Source organism: Catenulispora rubra (assembly GCF_015356825.1).
GTDB classification, from domain to species: Bacteria; Actinomycetota; Actinomycetes; order Streptomycetales; family Catenulisporaceae; genus Catenulispora; species Catenulispora rubra.
Genome location: NZ_JAACYW010000013.1, coordinates 28,000 through 46,357 on the forward strand (window position 1 = coordinate 28,000; position 18,358 = coordinate 46,357).

Annotated in this window: 9 protein-coding genes; all 9 read right to left on the reverse strand. The window is 70.8% G+C overall.

Annotated features, from left to right (window positions below; all coding sequences use genetic code 11):
- Window positions 1-68: 68 nt before the first annotated feature.
- The 9 genes from GWK61_RS06260 to GWK61_RS06300 all read right to left on the reverse strand — a co-directional run bounded on the left by GWK61_RS06260 (window position 69) and on the right by GWK61_RS06300 (window position 18,341).
- Entirely contained in the window at window positions 69-662 is a 594-nt protein-coding gene (locus GWK61_RS06260) for a TetR/AcrR family transcriptional regulator (protein ID WP_194905947.1), read from the reverse strand.
- A 178-nt stretch (window positions 663-840) separates the two neighbouring features.
- Window positions 841-1,944 carry a Rieske 2Fe-2S domain-containing protein gene (locus tag GWK61_RS06265; RefSeq protein ID WP_194905949.1) on the reverse strand — a complete coding sequence of 368 codons (1,104 nt, stop codon included), beginning with the start codon at window positions 1,942-1,944 and terminating at the stop codon, window positions 841-843.
- Between the two features lie 95 nt (window positions 1,945-2,039).
- On the reverse strand, window positions 2,040-4,709 hold the full coding sequence (gene redH, locus GWK61_RS06270) for an undecylprodigiosin ligase RedH (RefSeq protein ID WP_228561833.1): 2,670 nt from the start codon (window positions 4,707-4,709) through the stop codon (window positions 2,040-2,042).
- Between the two features lie 32 nt (window positions 4,710-4,741).
- Window positions 4,742-5,773: an SAM-dependent methyltransferase gene (locus GWK61_RS06275; RefSeq protein ID WP_194905952.1), complete on the reverse strand. Its 1,032-nt coding sequence runs from the start codon at window positions 5,771-5,773 to the stop codon at window positions 4,742-4,744.
- The gene (locus GWK61_RS06280) at window positions 5,761-6,597 is read right to left on the reverse strand and encodes a thioesterase II family protein (RefSeq protein ID WP_194905954.1); all 837 of its coding nucleotides are present in this window, start codon (window positions 6,595-6,597) and stop codon (window positions 5,761-5,763) included. Before GWK61_RS06280 ends, GWK61_RS06275 begins: the two co-directional genes overlap by 13 nt.
- Window positions 6,597-14,348 (reverse strand): type I polyketide synthase, encoded by a 7,752-nt coding sequence (locus tag GWK61_RS06285; RefSeq protein WP_194905956.1) that lies wholly within the window; start codon window positions 14,346-14,348, stop codon window positions 6,597-6,599. The genes GWK61_RS06280 and GWK61_RS06285 overlap by 1 nt, the downstream gene beginning before the upstream one ends.
- Window positions 14,345-16,018, reverse strand: a complete 1,674-nt coding sequence (locus GWK61_RS06290) for a D-alanine--poly(phosphoribitol) ligase (RefSeq protein ID WP_323747431.1) — start codon at window positions 16,016-16,018, stop codon at window positions 14,345-14,347. Before GWK61_RS06290 ends, GWK61_RS06285 begins: the two co-directional genes overlap by 4 nt.
- Window positions 16,019-16,020: 2 nt before the next feature.
- Complete coding sequence (locus GWK61_RS06295) at window positions 16,021-18,075, reverse strand: aminotransferase class I/II-fold pyridoxal phosphate-dependent enzyme (RefSeq protein WP_194905958.1); 2,055 nt, start codon at window positions 18,073-18,075, stop codon at window positions 16,021-16,023.
- Window positions 18,075-18,341 (reverse strand): phosphopantetheine-binding protein, encoded by a 267-nt coding sequence (locus tag GWK61_RS06300; protein ID WP_194905960.1) that lies wholly within the window; start codon window positions 18,339-18,341, stop codon window positions 18,075-18,077. The genes GWK61_RS06295 and GWK61_RS06300 overlap by 1 nt, the downstream gene beginning before the upstream one ends.
- Window positions 18,342-18,358: the final 17 nt, after the last annotated feature.

Sequence of the window (18,358 nt, forward strand, 5' to 3'; positions counted from 1 at the left end):
CGGAGCAGCTCCTTCGCGGTCGGTTGAGTGGCTCAGACGGCCGGGGACGGGGGAACCCCGGCCGTCGGTCAGGGGGTGGCCGGTCGGTCCGCCGCTTCGGGCAGGCCGATCAGCCGGCGCAGCGGGCCGTCGACCGGCACCGCGAGCTGCGGGTCGACCAGACGGTGCAGGACCAGGCCGTCGAGCAGGGCGCCGAGGGCCAGCGCGGTCGGCTCCGGGTCGGTGGTCAGGCCGTGGTCGGCGAGCCACCGCGCCACCGCCTGGACCCACTTGCCCTGCAAGGTGGCCAAGCCGGTGCGCAGCCGCTCGTTCCGGGTGGCAGCGAGCAGCATCTCGCTGGTCAGGACGGTCGCGGCGGGGTCGGCCGAGTACTGCGCCATCCCCGCCACAGCCAGTTCGACGCCCTGCAGGCCGGGAGGGGCCTGGTCGAGCATCGCCATCACGATCCCGACCTCGCGCTCGACGGTCTCCAGCGAGGCCTCGATGAGCAGGTCGGTGACCGTGCCGAAGTGATAGTGGACCAGTCCGGCCCGCACATCCGCACGGGCCGCGATCTTGCGCGTGGTCACCGCGCCCCAGCCCTCCTCAACGATGAGTTGGCCGGCGGCGGCGAGCAGCCGCGCCCTGGTCTCCTGGCCCCGCTCCACTGACGTGGGTGTCATCCGCTATGTGCTCCGTCGTGACTGGCCGGCGTCGGTCGCCGCCGGTCAGCGGCCCGCACGGTCCGTCTTCTCGTCGATTGGGCGATCGCCTTAGGCGTACGCCTTGGCCGATCGCCTTGGGCGTTTGCCCAATGACTCACAGCTTAGCGCCGGCGACGTTCTGTTGTCACGCGGCGCCTCATTCCGAAGAGGCGAGCAGCTCGGCTTCCAGCTCGGCGTCGTCGACCCGGTACGCCGCCTCTGGCTCGTCCGGCCGGGCCCCGGCCTGCTTCTTCAGTTGGTCACGCATCACCACGTACTTGGCGTTCAGCTCGTCGACCGCCACGAAGCGGTTCACACTCCGGCCGGTGACGCGCGGTTGGATCTGCTGGACCACCCGCATGTCCTGCACCTCCTGGACCCGCTTCTGCGCGAACAGCGCCATCCGCGGGATCAGCCGCCGCAGTGCCGGGAACCGCAGCGCCTTCTTCAGGTGCGCGTCCTCGTACCAGCGGAACAGGACCTGGGTGTGCTCCTCGTCGATCGGGGTCATCCAGATCGTGACGTCGAAGGGCTCGGTGTGGATGTGCACCATGCCCGGGAACGTGAAGGTGACGTTCATCGGCGCCCGGTTGGTCGGGTCGCCCTCCTGGCACAGGTCGAAGTCGTGGCGCAGCGTGGTGCCGTCCACCGACAGCCGGCTGTTCTCGACCTTGGTCATGGCGAAGTAACGCTTCCTGCCGTCCAGGCCGAGGTGCTTGGCGGTACCGCTCCAACCGATGTAGTCGAACCAGTTGAACCAGTGGTCCCGGTGCACGACCGGCACGTGGTAGAAGTCGAGCAGGCTCTCGATGTACCGGGTGTAGTGGACCGGCTGGGACCAGCTGGACGTCGCGTACAGCTCGGGCTTGTCCCGCACTTCCGGCGGGATCTGCACCTCGGGCAACGGCTCGGTGCGCCGGCCCCACCACAGCCAGATCAGCCCGGCCTCCTCGCGCACCGGGTGGGTGTCCAGGCGCATCGACTTGGGGATCCTGGCGTCCGCGCCCAGGCAGGGCGCGAGAACGCACTGGCCGTCGGCGTCGAAACGGAAGTCGTGATAGGGGCAGCCGAGGGTGTCGCCGCGCAACCGGCCGTCGGCCATGTTCGCGCCCTTGTGCGGGCAGCGTGCGGACTGGCACACCAGCGTGCCGTCGGTCGAGCGCCACAGGACGAGGTCCATGCCGAGCCGGCGGACGCCGACCGGCCGGTCGTTGCGGACGTCCTGGGAGCGCGTGATCGCGTACCACTGATCGGGAATCATTGTGCTGTCTCCTTCTCGGACCCGGGCACCGCCAGGCGGTGCCCGGTTTCGGGATGCGGGAAGTGAGTGCGGGAAAGACGAGAGGCAGCCCGGGCTCAGCCCTCGACGATCTCCACCACGCCGGCGTCACCGTCCACCACGACCATGTCGCCGGTGGCGATGCGGCGGGTGGCCTGCTTGGTGTTGACCACCGAGGGCACGTTGAACTCGCGGGCCACGATGGAGCTGTGCGAGAGCATCGACCCGATGTCAGTCACCACGCCACCGGCGATGGCGAACAACGGCGTCCAAGACGCGTCAGTGAAGCGGGTCACCAGGATCTCCCCGGCCTGGAACTCGTCGGCCTGCCAGACCAGGTCCTCGATCACCCGCGCCCGGCCCACCACGCGCCCCGGGCTGGCGGCCAGCCCCTCCAGGCGCGCGCCGTCCGGAGCCGGCACCACGGCACGCGTGGGATCGTGCTCGCCGATCAACGTGAGCGGGGGCTCGGGCAGCCGACGCACGTACTGGAACTCGCGGCGTGCCTCCTCCAGGCGTACCCGGGAGAAGACCTCCTGCGGCTCGTCGGTGCCCGACAGGTAGCTGAGCACGTCGGCGAAGTCGAGGTAGGCCACCTCGTCCGGCGAGCGCAGAACGCCGGCGGCGATCAGCCGGCGGCCCACCTCGTAGACCACGTTGCGGACCAGCCAGATCGAGGTGATCATCGACATCCGCGCGGTCTCCCGCAACTCGCTGCACTGCACGTACATCGCGATGACCTTCTCGATCACCGTGCGCTTCGTGCGCGGCAGCCGGGTGAGCACCACAGCGGCGTCGCCGTCCTGGTAGGCGCGGCTGCGGCCGAGGATCTCGTCGATGGAGAAGCCGTCCTCCGCGTAGCGGCGGATCATCTGGAACACGTAGGAGGGGTCGTCGATCCACCGCGGGTGGGTCAGTTCCATCTCCTGGTGGCTGCGGGTGCCGTTGGCCCGCAGGAACGGCTCGATCCGGTTCTTCCAGAACTCCTTTCCCGCCTCGTCGGCGAGCAGGGCGGCGGGCAGGGCCTCGAACGGGGTCTCGCGGATCAGGCGCATGACCGCCGGCCGGTCCTTGGCGGCCTGGGCCACGACCCAGATGTCCCGGGCCGACTCGACGGTGCGGAGGCTCGACATGTCGGTCTTCACGCGGTTCTGCAGGTTGTGGCCGTCCTTGCCGAGCCACTTCGCGCACAGTTCGGCCAGCACGCCGTAGAAGCCGAACGCGTTGATGTAGTACGGCATGTAGCCGACGTGCATGTCGTGGAAGTAGCCGAGGTAGCGCGTCATCTCGGCATCGAGCTCGCGGCGGCTCAGCCGGGTCAGGTCCAGGGCGCGGGCCCGGTCGAACTCGTACTCGCGCGAGCGGACCATCCGCTGCGCGCGGCGCTTCATCTGCGCCATCTCCACCGCGGTGCACCGCAGCCAGTGCGTCAGCGCGGCCCGGCCCTCACTGCCTCCGGGGTAGGTCCCGAAGGGGTTGTGGTAGCCGGTCAGGTCGGCCTCTTCGCTGGCGAACCGGGCGGTGAAGTGACGCTGGTCGCGGGTCGGCGGGCACTGTCCGAGCATGTAGGAGGTGAAGGAGATGTTGAGGTAGATGTGGCCCTGCAGGTAACCCATGTGCAGGTCCGGGTCGCCGGGGTCGAGCACCCCGACCGCCCGCGCGCAGTCGGTGTGCACGTTCGCCTGGTAGTACCGGGCGAACGACTGGCCCAGCGGGGACATGATGCCGGTGAAGATCTCGCCGATGTCCATGCGGGACCACAGCGTGCCCTCCGCGATCGGCCGCGGCTGCTCGGTGACGTACAACCGGTTGCGGTCGGTCCGCTGCGGGCGGGTGGTGATCGGCCGGGCCTGCAGGAGGTGGAAGCGGCCGTCCTTCAGGACCCACTCCAGGTCCTGTTCGGCCTCGTAGTACGTGCGGACCGAGACCGCCAGCCTGGCGAGCTCTTCCAGTTGATCGCGGGTCAGGCACGGAAGGTTGCGGTCGGCTTCGTCGACCTTGGTGATGCCGATCCGGCCGGGTTCCAGCGGCGCGCACTTGGTGACCTTGTACCGGATCTCCTGCTCCACCGGCGACATGGTGCGCTCGTCGACGAGGAACCAGTCCGACGGAACCTTGCCGGACACCAGGCCCTCGCCGAGGCCCCAGCAGGCCTCGACCACCATCTGGTGCGGCCGCGGGCTGACCGGGTCGGTCGTGAACAGCACCCCGCTGACGTCGGCGTGGATCATCTCCTGGACGATCACGGCGATCGCGCCGGCCGGTTCCGGGCCTTCGCGGTAGACCTGCGCCCGGTCGGACCACAGGGAGGCCCAGCATTCCTTGACCGCGGCGATCAGTTCCTCGTCCCCTGCGACGTCCAGGATCGTGTCGTGCTGGCCGGCGAACGACTGCCCCGCGGAGTCCTCGCGGACGGCCGACGAGCGCACCGCCACGCGGGGACGGCCCAGCTCGGCATAAGCGGCCAGGATCGGCTCGGTGATCGCCGCGGGCAGGGTGCCGTCCAGGACGCGGCGGCGCAGTACGGGCCCGGATTCGCTGCTCTCCCCCTCGTCGATGCCGAGGTGCTCCATCGCCTGCTCGAACACCGCGGTGCCGATGCAGAACGCCGGCGGGATCGGCAACCCGGCCGCGATGAGTTCGGCCAGGCGGGCAGCCTTGCCGCCGAGGACCTGGTCGTCGGGCTTGTCCACCCGGTCCAGGCGGATGACGGCGCTGCCGCGCTCGTTCACTGTCGTCGTGTCCAACGGAGGAACCTCCTTGTCGGTGCCGGGACCGGTCACGGCTGTCCGGCCGGGGCGTTGACGCCCACGACCGCGTGGAACTGGTCGCCGGGGATCAGGCGGCGGGTCGTCACCTGCGCGAACCCGGCGTCGTCCAGCTGCCGGACCAGGTCCTCGACCGTGGGCAGCGGCCCGCCGAAGTCGGCGTGGGTGAACCACAGGTTCAGGACCTCCAGGCCGAGGTTGCCGCCGCGGCACGCGGTGGTGAGCAGCAGCCGGCCACCGGGGGCCAGCAGCGAGCGCGCCTTGCGCAGCACGGCGACCCGTTCCTCGGGCGGGAAGTAGTAGATGTTGTTGTGCAACGTGACCAGGTCGAACTGCGGCTCGACGCTCAGGGTCCGCAGATCCCCCTGGCGGGTCTCCACGCGGCCCGCAAGCCCCCACACGGCCATGTTCTCGGCCGCCTCGGCGGCCACCTCGTCCTGCAGGTCGATCGCCAGCGCGGTCAGCCGCGGATTGAGCTCGGCCGCGAGCCGCACGTACGTGCCCGCGCCGCAGCCGACCTCCAGCAGCCGCAGTGGCCGGTCGCGATCCAGGGTGCGGCGCACGGCCTCCTCCACGAACGGCTCCACCACCCGCGTCGAGCGCGCGATGACCTTGCCGTCCTGGTCGCTCAATGACAGCGTCCTGCCCTCGCGCAGCATCTGCGGGGCCTCCATCAGCACCGGAAGATGGAAGCGAAGCACCTCCTCCAGCGCCGCCGCGACCGGTTCGCGGCCGGGCCGCGCCAACGCCTTGGCGGTCCGGCTCCGGAGCCGGTAGGTGTCGTCGAACCAGGCCAGGTCCCCCAGCCGGACGCCGATGTCGAGCCAGGTGCGCAGTTCCTCGGCGTGCTCGTCCACCTCCAGGCTGTGGGCCAGCGTCTGCAGGTCGCAGGGCCGCACGGCGAGTCGGCCGAGCACCCCGGAACGGGCGGCCGCGGCCAAAAACGCGGCCCGGTACATCGGCGTGACCAGACGTCTGGTGGCCGACAGGAGCAGTGGCAGCTGGCGCTCCTTGGCGATTCGGGTCAGGGTCAGCCGGTCCATCGCGAGTCCTCCGGTAGCTGGTGGGTGTGTCCTGCGCCGACCGTGTCGAACAGCCGGTCCAAGTCCGCGCGCACGAAGCGCAGCAGCGCGGCGCGGCCCGCGTCGTGGTTCAGGTAGAAGTGGCCGTCCGGCAGATGGCGGCGCAGCAGCGAGTTGGCGGTGTACTCCCGCCACGCCTCCATCTGCGCCGGGGTGGCGACCGGGTCGCCGTCGGCGGAGAACGCGGTCATCGGACAGTTCAGCGGCGCTCGCGGCGTCCACACGTACTCGGCGCACAGCCGCAGATCGGCCCGCAGCACCGGCAGCCGCCGTTCGAGGTAGGCCAGTCCCATCTCCTCGTCCGCGCCGAGCCCGCCGAGCTCACCGACCGTCCGGCGCAGGTCCGGGTCGTTGGTCGGCCAGCCGGCCGCGGCTCCGTACAGATGCGGGGCCTTGCTCGCGGACACGAACAGGTGCTCCGGCTCCGGCAGGCCGCGGTCGCGCAAGGCGCACGCGACCTCGTAGGCGAGCAAGGCGCCCATGCTGTGGCCGAACATGGCGAATCGGTCGGTGTGGCCGGCCTGGATCAGGGCTTGGACCACGTCCTGCACCAAGTGCCGAAGGTCGGAGACCGGCTGCTGATGGGAGCGCAGTCCGCGCCCGGCCAGCAGTACCGGCACCACCTGGACCGCGGGATCCAGCAGGCGCGGCCAGTCGTGATACAGGGACGGCGTGCCGCCGGCGTGGGGAAAGCAAATCAGGCGCAGCGCGCAGTCCGGATCCGCGGCCGGAAGCCAGGGGCCGGAGCGTTCCAGGACGGTGGTCATCAGCGCTTCGGCGGTCATCAGCGCTTCACCATCCGGCGGCCTTCGTCGGAGTCGAGCCAGGCGATGGTGCGGCGCATGCCTTCGGCGAAGTCGACTTCGCTCTTGAAGCCGAAGTCGTCGCGGGCCCGGTCGATCGGGTAGGACTGGTCCCGCGCGAACAGGTTGACCGCGTGCCGGGTCAGCACCGGCCGGGACTTGATCCGCAACGTGCCCCAGATCGTCTCCGACACGGTGGCGACCCCGGTGGCCACACCGGTCGGCAGGCTCAACTTCGGCGCCGGCGCGCCCAGCCCCTGGGCCAGCGCTTCCATGTAGGCGCGCCAGGTCGTCAGTTCTGCGTCGCGCAGGTTGTAGGCGCGGCCCGCGGCCTCGGGGGCGTCGCAGGCGGCGATCATCGCGTCGGCGAGGTTCTCCACATACAGCAGGCCGGCCGGAACGTCGCCGTGGCGGATGTAGACCATCTGCTTCTGCAGCAGCAGGGTGGCGAGTTCCACGACGAAGTCCTTGCTGCGCGGCCCGTAGACCGACACCGGCCGGATGACCGTCAGCGGGACGCCGGTGTGCTCGGCGGCCTCGCGGACCACGGTCTCGCCGAGCACCTTGCTGCGGTTGTACGGCAGCCCGATGTCGTTCAGCGCAGTGGTCTCGTCGCACGGGCGCTTCGGATACCCGTACACATCGGTGGTGCTCAGGTGCACGAACCGCTCGACGGTGCCTGCGTGGTCCGCCGCCTCCATCAGGTTCCGGACACCTTCCACGTTGGTCTGCTGGAACTGCTGCCAGGGGCCCCAGTCCGCCGACATGCCGGTGCAGTTGAAGACCTGCCGCACCCCGGCGGTGGCGCGTCGCAGGCTCTCGACGTTGGCCAGCGAGCCCACCTCGACCTGCACGGGCAGGCTGTCGAAGGCGGACCGGTCGCTGTCGGCCCGGACCAGCACCCGGACCTGGCGGCCCCGGTCGACCAGCCGCCGCGTCAGATGGCCGCCGATGAAGCCGCTGGCGCCGGCCACCAGCACGTCGGCCGTGCCGGGCGCCGAGGAGCGGGACCTCGCCGGGCGGACGGCGCTGTCGGGCCGGGACCGCTGCCCGTCCACCGGACTCTGATACCGCGGCTGCGGCTGCGTCTCCTCGTGCAGAAGGTCGAGCGCGTGGTCGAGGTCCTGCTCACGATGGTCGACGTTGACGAAGAACCGCAGCCGGGCCTGATCCTTCGCGACCGCCGGGTAGCCGATGGGCATCACGTTGACGCCCCGCTCCAGCAGCCGGTGGGAGACCGCCATCGCGCGGTCCCAGCTTCCGGTGATCACCGGGATCACCGCGGAGGCCCGCGAGACGCCGATGTCGAAGCCCCGGTCCCGGGCCTGCCGCCGGAAGTACTCGGACAGCTCCCGCAGCCGGGCGACCCGTTCGGGCTCGTCCCGGATGACGCGGAACGCCTCCAGCGCGGCTGCGGCGTTCGCCGGGGAGATGCCGGTGCTGAAGATGTACAGCGGGGTGGTGAACTTCATCAGCTCGATCAGGGGTCTGCGAGCGGCGATGTAACCGCCCAGGCTGCCCAGAGCCTTGCTGAGCGTGCCCATCCACAGATCCACGTCCTGCCGGTCGACGTCGAAGTACTCTCCGACGCCCCGCCCGGTACGGCCCATGACCCCGATCGAGTGCGCTTCGTCGATCATGAGCATCGCTTCGTGCCGCTTCTTGACCTCGATGAACCGGGGCAGGTCGGGGATGTCGCCGTCCTGGCTGTAGGCGCCCTCGATGACCACCACCGCACGCCGGTACTCGCCGCGCATCGCCGCCAGCATCCGGTCCAGCGCGGCCCAGTCGTTGTGCGGGAAGGGACGCCGGCGCGCGCCGGAGAGCATGGCTCCGCGCACGGTGCTGTCGTGGATCCACTCGTCGTGCAGGATCAGGTCCTCCGGGCCGAACAGGTGGCCCACCGTCGCCACGTTCGTGGCGTGGCCGCCGGCGAACACGATCGCCGCCTCGGTGCCGAGGAAGGACGCGATCTCGGCGTCGAGTTCGTGGTGCAGCGGCGTCTCGCCGCACAGCAGCGGAGTGGCCGAGCTGGAGGTGCCGTACTTGTCCACGGCCGCCTTGGCTGCGGCCAGCAGCCGCGGGTGACTCGACAAGGCAAGGTAGTTGAAGGCGGAGAAGTTGATGACCGAGCGGCCGCCGAGTTCGATCCGTCCGGTGTTGAAGCCTTCGTGGACGCGACCGTAGGCGTTGGCGCCGGCCGCCTCGATCCGCCGCAGCCGCTGCTGGATCTCGTGGTATTCGGGCCACTCCTCCACCACTCGCTCGCGTTTGACGGGGGTGCGGGTGGCGTCGGGCACGAGGCGGGCCGCCGGGGCCTCGGGGACGAACGTCGGGACCGCGGGTTCGGGTCGCGAGGCCGGGGGGCTGAAGCCGTAACTGGAACCCGAACCAGAACCAGAGCCCCCCAGCAGCCGCACCAGATCCCGAACGGTCGGGTCCTCGGGCAGGGACCGGCGCAGTTCCGGCACCCGGTGCGCGTACTTCTGCGCGATGCGCTGTTCCAGTTCCTTCTTCATCAGCGAGTCGAATCCGAGATCCGGTCCGAGGCGCGCGTCCAGGGGCACCTGGTTGTCAGGGAACCCGCTCACGCGGCCCACATAACGGATCACGTCGTCAGTCACGACCGCGTCGAGCGGCACGACGTCCTCAGTCCACGCCTGCGTTTGCACGGCGCTCTCCTTTCGTGGGGCATCGACGGCGGAGGCATCCAGGGGTGTCGCCGGGACGGGATCCGGCCCCGGCCCGTTCGGCTTCGAAGGCGCGATCTGGCGCCAGTAGGACTGTCGGTGGAACACGGTGCGGGGAACCGGGACCCGGGCCCGGCCGTGCGGCCGGTCCAGGCCCGCCCAGTCGACCTCGCCGCCGGCACAGTGCAGCCGGGCCAGGGACTGCAGGAACGTCTCCCAGTCCTCACTGCCGCGGCGGATGGTGGGCAGTCGCAGAGTCCTGCTCGCGTCGCCGTCCGTCCGGACCAGCGACAGCAGCGTGGGATGCGGGCCGATCTCCACGAAGCCGGTGCAGCCCAGCTCGTCCAGCGCGGCGAGGCCGTCCCCGAAGCGGACCGGGCTCAGCATGTGGTCGACCCAGTACTGGTCGCTGAGCTGGTCGACCCTTCGTCCGGTCAGGTCGGAGATCCAGGGCAACTGCGGAGCGTGGTGGTGTACCGCGCTGGCAGCACGCCGCATAGCGTCCGCAGCGCCGTTCATCATCGAGGAATGAAAGGCGTGCGAGACCTGGAGCGGCTTGGCGGCGATGCCCGCGCGCTCAAGGGAGACGGTCAGCGCCTCGATGTCGTCCGCCGGTCCCGACAACACCAGCCGGGTCGCGGAGTTGACGACCGCGACCGCGACCCGGGGACGGGCTTGCGCCAGCGATCGGATCACCTCGGCATCGCCCGAACACGCGACCATCGCGCCCCGGCCGGGCTGGGCGTCCATCGCCGCGGCGCGCGCCGCGATCAGTGTCAGTGCGTCGGCTTGCGACAACACGCCGCTTACGCAGGCCGCCGCGTAGGCGCCGACGCTGTGTCCGAGGACAGCGGCAGGTCGGACTCCGACCGAACTCCACAGATCGACCAGCGCCAATTCCACGGCCACCAGGGCCGGCTGGCAGTAGCGGGTCTGCCGCAGCCGGTCCGCGGCCGGGTCGGACAGCAGATCGTGCAGGGACGTCCCGAGCAACGGCCGCAACACCGCGTCGCTGCGCTCCAGACTCTCGGCCACCGCCGGGTGGCTTTCGGCCAGCGCCCGGGCCATCCCGGGGTACTGGGTCCCCTGGCCGCTGAAGAGAAAGGCCAGCTTCGGTGCCTCGGCCGGGACTTCGCCGCGCAGGACCGCGCGGGACGCATCGCCCGCGGCGAGGGCCGCCAGTTCGCGATCCAGCGCCTCGGTGGTGGCGGCGGTGACGACGGCGCGGTGCGCCAGGTGTGGGCGGCCGGTGTTGGCCGCGTGGCAGAGGTCTGCCAGCTGCACCTGGGGATGGGTGACCAGGTGGGACCGGTAGTTCCGGGCGACATCGGCCAGCGCCTGCTCGGTGGGGGCCGACAGGCACAGGGCGTCCAGCGGCCTCGGGGTCGGATAGCTGCGCCGGAGCGGCTCGGGGGCGGCTTCGAGCACGACGTGGCTGTTCGTGCCGCCGAACCCGAAGGAGCTGACCGCCGCGCGCAGTGGCCGCCCGACCGGGAGCGCCTGGCGCCGGGCGGCGACGAGCAGGCCTGATCCCGACGCGTCCAGGTGCCGGTTCGGAACCGCGAAGTTCACCTGCGCGGGCACCTGTCCCTCGCGCACGACCAGGGCCGCCTTGATCAGTCCGGCCAGGCCGGCCGCGGCTTCCAGATGGCCGATGCTGCTCTTGACCGAACCCACCAGGCACGGCTCGCCGGCCTTGGAGTCCCGTCCGTAGACCGCGGCCAGCGCGGCCCACTCGATCGGGTCGCCCAGCGGCGTGCCGGTGCCGTGGGACTCCACATAGTCCACGTCCTCGCCGTGCAGCCCGGCCTGGACCAGGGCCCGCTCGATCACGTCGCGCTGGGCCGAACCGCGCGGGGCAGTGAGGCCGTTGGCCCGACCGCCGTGCCCGATCGCGGAGCCCTTGATGACGGCGTGGACACGGTCTCCGTCGGCCAGCGCGGCCGACAGCGGCTTCAGGCACACCACGGCCACGCCCTCGCCACGGACGTATCCGTCGGCGGCGTCGTCGAAGGTGCGGCAGGCGCCTTCCTTCGAGAGCATTCCGGCCTGGGTGAAGGCCGCCGTGAGCTGCGGGGTGAGCATCAGGTTGACGCCTCCGACCAGCGCCATCGAGCACTCCGCCGCACGCAGGCTGCGGCAGGCGGCGTGCACCGCGACCAAGGAGGAGGAGCAGGCAGTGTCCACCGCGATGCTGGGCCCGTGCAGGTCGAGCACATAGGAGATCCGGTTCGCGGCGACCGATTGAGCGTTGCCGATCGCAGCGTGCATGTCGGCCTCGCCGGCGTCGGCCATCTGCAGCTGGTAGTAGTCGTGGCTGCTGATGCCGACGAACACGCCGGTCCGGGTTCCAGCCAGGCTCCCGGGTGCCATGCCCGCGTCCTCGACGGCGGTCCAGGCGGTCTCCAGCAGGAGGCGCTGCTGCGGGTCCATGCGCGAGGCTTCGCGGGCTGAGATGCCGAAGAAGCGGGCGTCGAACTCGTCGATCCGGTCCAGGAATCCGCCGACCGCCGAGGTCCCGGGGACTGTTGCCGGGTCCCAGCGCTCTGGCGGCACCTCGCCGATCGCGCTGCGTCCGTCCAGCAGCAGCTTCCAGTAGCTCTCCACGTCCGGGGCGCCCGGGAGCCGGCAGGCGATGCCGACGACGGCGATGGGCTCGGCGTGCGGGCTCGCTTCTGCGGCGGATCGGGTTGCGGTGGTCTGAGTTGCGGCGGCCTGGGTGTCCGAGCTCGGAAGCCGGTGGTCGCTGGTCTGTCGCGGTCCGGGATCCGTGCCGAGGGCGTCGGCGACGGCTCGGATCGTAGGGTGGTCGAACACGAGGCTCGCGGTGATCTCGCGGCCCAGGTGGGTTCCCAGCGCCTGGCTCAGTGCGACGCTCTGCTTGGAGTCCAGCCCGAGCGCGGCGAACGGCGTGTGGGCGTCGACTGTTTCGGGAGCGAGGCCGAGCCGGGCGGCGATCCGCTCGGTGAGCCAGCGCTCGATGTCGAGGGCGGCCGATGGCCTGAGTGCCTGCGTGGCGAATCGCTTCGCCGGCGGCTCCTCGCCGAGCAGGAGCGCCACGAGCGTGTCGACGTCCGGGCGGGCGAGCAGCTCTCCGACCGGCATCGGGACACCGAACCGCTCCTGCAGGAGGTCCACCACTCGCAGCAGACCCGGATAGTCTAGGCCGACCTCGGCCAGGCCCCGCCCGGCGACGGACCCGGCCACAGACCCGATTGCCGCCTCGACCGCAGCCTCGACCTCTCGACGGTCCCCCGGTCGGCTGCGGTCCACCGAGCCAGTCAGGCCGGTGCTCGCCGAGCTGAGCACGCTCGCCGCGAGGGCGTGCAGCCGCAGCTGAACGTAGTCCTCCCGACAGGCGCTGCGTTGGATCTTCCCGCTCGTGGTGCGGTGCACCGTCGAGCGTTTCACCAGCACCACCGCGTGCGGGCTCACCTCGTGCTCGGCGGCGAGCGCGGCGCGGACCGCGGCCAGTACGGCCGCGCCTCCGTCGTCGGGCCGGTGCTCCACCTCGCAGACCACCACCAGTTCTTCAACACCGTCGAGCTCTACGCCGAACGCGGCACTGGCGTTGGTCCGGATCCCCTTCCCCACCCGTTCGACGGTCTGTTCCAGATCCGGTGGGTAGTAGTTGCGGCCCTGAAGGACCACCACGTCCTTGCTGCGTCCGGAGACATAAAGGCCGTGCGGTCCGAGGAATCCGAGGTCGCCGGTACGCATGTAGGTGCGACCCGGCTCGCCGTCGATGACGGCTCGGAACGTCTCTTCGGTGGCCTCCGGGCGGCGCCAGTAGCCGCGCGCGACACCGGGACCGCCGACCCAGATCTCCCCGATCCCGCCCTCGGGCAGGCGCCGGCCGGTGGCGGGGTCGACGACGGCGACGGACACCTCGTCCGCGCTGCCGCCGCAGCCCACGAGCTCGGTGCGGCGGGCGGTGCCGAGCGACGCCGGTCGGGCGGCGCCCTGCTCCAGGGCGGCCGAGTCGAAGGCGGAGGCGTCAGCACCCTGACCGGGAAGCGTGGCACTGACCAACAAGGTGGCCTCGGCCAGACCGTAGCAGGGCATGAACGCACGCCGGTCGAAGCCGCACGGCGCGAAGAACTCCGCGAACCGCTCCAACGTGCGCGCCCGAACCGGCTCCGCACCGTTCAGGGCCAGCCGCCAACGGCTCAGGTCCAGCCCTTCCCGCTGCTCCGGCCGGATCATGCGCAGGCAGTGTTCGAACCCGAAGTTGGGCGAGATGCCGGTGTCCGCGCCGGTCGCGGCGATCGTCTCCAGCCACAGCAGCGGCCGCCGGACGAACGTCATCGGGGCCATGGAGTGCAGCGGGATCCCGCCGTACAAGGCGGTGAGGATCCCGCCGATCAGGCCCATGTCGTGGTACGGCGGCAGCCACAGGGCCAGCGCCGAGTCCCGGTCGTGGCCGAGCCGACGGTGGATCGCGCTCAGGTTGTGCAGCAGGTTGGCATGGCTGACCATCACGCCCTTGGGCTGGGAGGTCGACCCGGAGGTGTACTGCAGCAACGCCAGGGAGTCCGGTGTGGTCCGGGGTTCCGTCCAGTCGGCTCCGGTCAAGCCTGCGGTGTCGTCCGCGGACATCCAGTTCAGGTCGCCGAGCCCCAGCTCGGCCAGTTCGGCGTGTTTGTCGTGGGCCAGGCTGCTCAGCGGGGCGGACGTGAGGGCGTGCGTGGCCTTCGCGTCCCGGCCGATCGCGGCGAGCCGGGGCAGGGTCTGCCCGAACCGCGCGGCGTCCGGCGGATATGCGGGCACTGCGATCGCACCCGCGTACATGCAGGCCAGAAAGCCCGTGATGTAGTCCAGGCCCGGCGGGTGGAGCAGCAGCACCGGCTTACCCCGCAGCCGCTCGTCCTGCAGGCGGGCCGCGGTGGCCCGCACCCGCACTTCGAGCTGGCGGTAGGTCACTTCCTCGCTGGCGCCGTCCACTCCGGTGACGAAGCGGTACGCGAGCGTGTCAGGACGCTGACGGGCGTGGTGCTGCAACAGCGCGGCGACGGTGGCGGCCTCGCGGCGCGGGTCGGTCACGGCAACCTCCGGGGATCGAGGGGCGGTGCCGCGGGCGGATCGTCGCCCCCGGCGGTCAGCCGCTGGTAGTCGACCTTTCCGTTCGCGTTGTAGGGCAGGGCCGGCACGCAGACAGCCGCGCGCGGCACCATGTAGGCGGGCAGGTAGCGCGCGCAGTGGCGCTTGAGGTCGAGCAGACCGAGCGGCGCCGCCCCGGAGTGGACCGTGTAGTGCAGCACGATGTGCGCGCCGCCGCCGGACCCGGCCGCGACCACCGCGGCGGCGGTGGCGATGCCCGGGTGGCGCAGGGCCGCGGCCTCGACCTCGCCGAGCTCGACGCGGTAGCCGGAAAGCTTGACCATCCGGTCCTTGCGTCCCCGGTAGACCAGCCGGCCGTGGTCGTCGAGGCAGACCAGGTCCCCGGTGGCGTGGCTCGCGGGGTGGCCGGCCGCGGCCGTTTCCTTGGGCCGGCGCCAGTATCCGGGTGTCACGCAGGGGCCGGAGACGATCAGTTCGCCGAGCTCACCGGGCGCCGTGACCGCGCTGCCGTCCTCTGCCCGGACCGACGCGCGAGCGCCGGGCAGCGGGATGCCGATCGGGATCGGCTGGTCGTCGCGAAGGTCCTCGGGGCCGACCCGGTGGTAGGTGCACACGTTGGTCTCGGTTGGCCCATACAGGTTGTAGAGCGTCGTGACCGGCGGCAACACCTCCGCCAGCGCACGCAGTTGCGGGGTCGGGAAGGCCTCGCCGGCGAACAAGACGTGACGCAGCGAGGCCGCGACGTCTGGTGTCAGCGCCTCGGATCGGATGAGCAGGTGCAGGACCGAGGGCACCGAATACCAGACGGTGACCCGGTGCCGGACGATGCCCGCCGCGAGCGCGGCCATGTCCTTGGTCTGCGCGTCCGGGACGATCCACAGCGACGCCCCGACGGACAGTGCGGTGAACAGGTCGAAAGTGCTCAGGTCGAAGTTGAACGAGGCGTGGCCCGCGAACACGTCGTCCGGCCCGACGTCGAGTTCCTGGCGGGCCCATCCGATGAACACGCCCAGGTTGCGGTGCGTGATCTGGACGCCCTTGGGCACCCCGGTGGAGCCAGAGGTGTACAGGACGGCCGCGACCGAGCTGGGATCGGGCTCCGCAGTGGAGGTGTGGTGGCTCACGGCAGGCGCGAAGTCCTCCCAGCCCAGCACCTCGGCCTGATCCAGCGCCGGTCCCGACGCCCCGTCCGCGATCGCGACCACCCGCACAGAAGGGGGCAGGCACAAGGTCACCACGAAGGGCAGGTGGCTGCGATCGACACACAGCACCGTGGGTTCGGAGTCGGCGAGCACCGCCTGCACCCGCTCGGCGGGCTGCGCCGCGTCGAGCGGGAGGTAGGCGCAACCGGCCCGCAGTGCTCCCAGGATGGCCACCGCGTAGCGCGGCTGCTTGTCCATCCAGATGGCGACCCGGTCACCCGGGCCGGCTCCGTGCCGCAGCAGCGCGGCCGCCACCCGGTCGACCTCGGTGTCCAGCTCCGCATAGCTGATTGGGTGGTCGCCGAGCAGGGCGGGGCGCGCCGCCTGCTCGGGGGTGAAGTGGGGCGGCAGCGTGATGCGGCAGAAGCTGTCAGCGCTGTCGACGCTGTCAGTACCTTGGGTAGAGGTCGGTCCGGCATCGATCGGGATGGTGGCAGTGCTCTCGTTCACGATCACCACCTGGCCTGGCCGACGCCGGTCGCCCAGCGGTCCGACGGATCGGTGGCGGCCGATCGATCGGTGACGATCGGTCGATGAGCGTCGCCGCGCGAGGGCAGTACACCGGTCTCGCGGCCAGCGTCGATGAAGATGTTCGCGGCTTCGTCAAGGTCTTCGGGAGTGTGCTCGGACGTGACGCTGATCCGCAGGCGGGCATCGCCCACCGGGACACCGGGGTAGACCACCGTCTGGCAGAAGAGTCCTCGCGCCCGGACCGCACGCCCCATCTCCATCGTCTTGCGCTCGTCGCCGATGACGACCGGCAGGATGGCGCTGTCGGAGTTCTCCAGGTCGAACCCCGCCTCAACGAGGTTGCGCCGCAGGGTACGGATGTTGGACCACAGACGTGCCAGGCGCTCCGGCTCCTTCTCGATCACGTCGATCGCGGCGATCAGGCCGGCCGCGACGCCCGCGGGGATGGTCGCGGCGAACACGTAGGAGTTGGCGTAGAAGCGCAGGTACTCGATGACGTCCTCGTCGCCGACGATGAAACCGCCCATACCGGCCAGCGTCTTGCTCATCGTGCCCAGTTCCAGGTCGACGCGGCCCTTGAGGCCGAAGTGCTCCGCGGTGCCGGAGCCGGTCGCGCCGAGCACGCCGGTCGCATGCGCGTCGTCGACCAGGACGCGCGCGCCGTACTGCTCCGCGAGACGGACGATCCCGGGCAGGTCGCACACGTCGCCGTGCATGCTGAACACGCCGTCGGTGACGATGAGCCGGCCCTGTGCCTGGTCGGCGCAGCGCTTGAGGACGCGTTCGAGGTCGTCCATGTCGTTGTGCCGGTAGATGCGGCGCTGGCCGCCGGACAGCCGACATCCGTCGACGATGCTCATGTGGTTCAACTTGTCGACCACCGCGGCGTCGTAGCTCTTGACCAGCGCCGAGATGACACCGATGTTCGCCGAGTAGCCGCCGGGGAACACGATCGCGGCCGGCCGCTGCTTGAACGCCGCCAGGCGCCGTTCGAGCTCCTTGTGCAGCACGTTGGTGCCGCCGATGAGGCGGCAGCCGGTGTTGGTGGCCCCGTACACGCGGGTGGCGTCGCAGACTGCGTCGACGACCTTGGGGTGGTTGGCCAGCCCCAGATAGTTGTTGGACGCGAACATCAGGAACTCGCGGGTCCGGCCGGTGAGCTCGTCGTGGATCACGGCGCGGTTCTCGCAGCGCGACTGCAACGGCATGCCGTACCAGTGCAGCTGCTCGGCTTCCCGACTCCGGTGGTACGAGCCGAAGCTGCGCACCTTGGCGAACAGGTCCGGGTCGCGCTCCTCGGCGAAGTCCTTCATCGACCTCGTATCCCAGGGCACTGCTTCGTCGACTGCCGGGCGCCGGATCTGGGAGGTCCCCTGAACAATCCGAACGGGGGCGGGAACTGGCCGCCGCTTCGGCACCGTCGGCGGCGCTGTCGGCGGCGCATCCGGGTCGAACCGTTCGCACAGCTCACGCAACGTGGTGGCGCCCAGCGCGGACGGAGCCTCACCCACGAAGGGCAGCCTCTGCCGGACCTCCGCGGTGATCGAAGCCAGCACCACCGAGTCGACACCGAGCTCGCTCTCGAGGTCCGCGTCCGGGTCCAGGTCCTGGCGCTGGTAGTGGGTGTGCAGCATGGTGGCGGCGATGACTGCCTCGCGGATCTGCGAGCGCTGATCCGACGGCCCGTGCGCCGCAGCGTCGGCCGACCGGACCGGTGAGGGTGCGGGTGCGGGCGCCGCTGTCGGTGCCGGCGCCGATGCGGCGTCCGAGGAATCGACGACCGCGTCGACCAGGTCCTGCACGGTGACCAGGTCCGAGCGCAGCGTCCGCTCGTCGAGTCCGAAGCGCGTGCGCAACGCCACCGCGATCGACTCCAGGACGACCGAATCGATGCCCAGCTCGCCTTCGAGATGCGCTTCCAGGGGCAGCTGCTCCCGCTGGTACAGCGTGCGCGCGACGATGACGTCAAGGACCTGGTCCTGCACCGTCCCGGTGGCGCGGGAGGGACTGAAGGCGGAGTTCAGCTGCTGGGTCATCACGCGAGTTCCCGTTCGAGCTTGATTCCGCGCAGCTGGTCCACCAGGGCGGCGATCGCCGCGACGGTGCGGAAGTTGTCGGGGGTGACCTCGTGGAGCGGGACCTTGATCTGGTAGGCGACCTGCAGGTGGTGCACGAGGTCGAAGATCGCCGCCGAGTCGATGACGTTGAGCTCGACCAGGTTGGAATCCGCCTCCAGGCCGGTCGAGTCCCCGCCCATCCAGGTGTCCGCGATGTATCGCATCAGTGACTGCTGGGTGGTCATGACATCCTCAATGGTTG

Bases quoted from the DNA above. Each gene is read 5' to 3' on its own strand.
- GWK61_RS06260 (WP_194905947.1), bottom strand. From the start codon at position 662: ATGACACCCACGTCAGTGGAGCGGGGCCAGGAGACCAGGGCGCGGCTG.
- GWK61_RS06265 (WP_194905949.1), bottom strand. From the start codon at position 1,944: ATGATTCCCGATCAGTGGTACGCGATCACGCGCTCCCAGGACGTCCGC.
- GWK61_RS06275 (WP_194905952.1), bottom strand. From the start codon at position 5,773: ATGGACCGGCTGACCCTGACCCGAATCGCCAAGGAGCGCCAGCTGCCA.
- GWK61_RS06280 (WP_194905954.1), bottom strand. From the start codon at position 6,597: ATGACCGCCGAAGCGCTGATGACCACCGTCCTGGAACGCTCCGGCCCC.
- GWK61_RS06295 (WP_194905958.1), bottom strand. From the start codon at position 18,075: ATGACCCAGCAGCTGAACTCCGCCTTCAGTCCCTCCCGCGCCACCGGG.
- GWK61_RS06300 (WP_194905960.1), bottom strand. From the start codon at position 18,341: ATGACCACCCAGCAGTCACTGATGCGATACATCGCGGACACCTGGATG.